The sequence below is a fragment of the Paraburkholderia sp. EG304 genome, from assembly GCF_046543485.1.
GTDB classification, from domain to species: domain Bacteria; phylum Pseudomonadota; class Gammaproteobacteria; order Burkholderiales; family Burkholderiaceae; genus Paraburkholderia; species Paraburkholderia youngii.
Genome location: NZ_JBKGUA010000189.1, coordinates 1 through 1,870 on the forward strand (window position 1 = coordinate 1; position 1,870 = coordinate 1,870).

Here is a 1,870-nt window from a genome sequence, read left to right on the forward strand (position 1 = left end):
ATACGGCCAGCACGGGCGGTGTGTCGATCAGCACGATGTCGTAGTCGCTCGTCTTCGCGAGGAACTGCTGCATGCGCTCGCTCACCAGCAGCTCGGCCGGGTTCTCCGGGATCGCGCCGCGCGCAACGAAGTCGAGGCCCGGGCGCACGTCACGCATGATCACCGCGTCGGACGTCACCTCCGACGACAGATAGTCCCCCAGGCCCGGCGTCGAGTCGAGGCCGAAGTACTGCTCCAGATGGCCTTTGCGCAGATCCGCGTCGATCAGCAACACCCGCTTGCCGGCTGCCGCGACGACCGCCGCCAGATTCGCCGAGAGAAACGACTTGCCCACCTGTTCCGTTGGCCCCGTCAGCAGCACGCGGTTGTCGCCCGACTCCGATTCGAGCATTGCAAAATGCAGCGCGGTTCTGAGCCGGCGCAGGCTTTCGATCGACGGATCGCGCGGAAACTCGCTCGCCAGCAGGAACTTCTCGTCCGCGGGCAGCTTCGGCGCCTTGCCGATGCGCGCGACTTTCGCCTGCGACAGCGGCACGGTCGCATACACGTTCAGGCCCGTCTGCTCCTCGATCTCCTGCGCGTCGGTCACGCCCCGATAGAGCGCCGTACGCGCGAACGCCGCACCCACACCCAGAATCAGGCCGCCCAACGCCGCATAGATAATCACCAGCAGTTTGTTCGGCTTGATCGGGTCTTTGGGCACCACCGGGTTATCGATCAGCCGCACCGTCCCCACCTTGCCCGCGCGAACCAGCTTCAGCTGTTGCATGTTGTTCAACATGCCAACATAAAGCTCGTTGTTCACGTTCATGTCACGCGTCAGGCGTACCGCATTCTGCTCCAGGTCCGGCAACGCCTGTTCCTGCTGCGACAGGCTGCCGATCCTGCTGCCCAGCATGCCGATCTGCTGATCGAGCGCCTGGATCGCCGGGTGACCCGGCGCGTAGATCGCGCTCATTTCCGCGCGCTTCTGCTTCAGTTCCAGCAGGCTGCGCTGCGTGGCCACGCTCTGATCCAGATAGGCCTTGCCCTGCTCACTCAGATTGAACACGCCCATGCGGTTGCGCATGTCGTTATAGCGCCCCTCGGCGCGCTCCAGGTCGCTCTTGAGCTGCGGCAGCTGGGCGCTCAGGAACTCGAGCGACTTCTCGGCTTCCGCCGCCTTGCGCTTCAGATTCTGGTCGACATACGCATTGCCGATTTCGGCAAGCGTGCTGGCCGTCAGCATCCGCTCGGAGCCCGTCAGCGACGCGCCGATGATGCCGCTGTCCTTGCCCTTCTGCGACACGGTCAGCCTGTTCTGCAGGTTTTCCACCGTCTTCTCGCGCGACTGCCGCTCCAGAATGAATTGCGTGCCCGGCCTGGCGTTCAGCGCATCGACCCGCAGCGTGATCGCGCCTTCAGGCAGTGTCGTGTCGAGCGTGGCGCCCACGCGGCCCTCGATCGGCTCGCTCAGATCCGACTGCTCCAGCCGGTAGCGCCCGTCCTCCAGAACGGTCAGCACGAACTTCTCGCCTTCGAATGCTTCCGGAACGTTGAAGCTGGACACCCTGACCGATTCGTTGCCCCACGCATATCCGCCAAATCCAAAGAGACCTGGCGAGGAAAGGTCTTTGGCCTGCCGCCCCAGCCACTCGCCGATCAACGGAAAGCGCTTCGGCCTGGCGCTGATATCGAGGTGCAGATCGTCGACGGCTTTGCCGACCACCATTCTCGACTGGATGATTTCCATCTCGGCCGTCGCCTCTGTCTTGACGTCGAACATGCTCGAGACGTCGCCCAGAGGACTCTTTGAATTGTTGGTCGGGATGCTGTCTTCCACCTGCACGAGAATATCGGCCTGGTACACCGATGGCGCGATAAACGCGTA

The 1,870-nt window shown here is 63.4% G+C and carries 1 protein-coding gene; it reads right to left on the minus strand.

Translation table 11 applies throughout. The annotated features are described in order from the left end of the window. The coding region (locus tag ACLFKU_RS43180) for a GNVR domain-containing protein (RefSeq protein ID WP_410853318.1) at positions 1-1,870 on the minus strand (1,870 nt) is incomplete at both ends.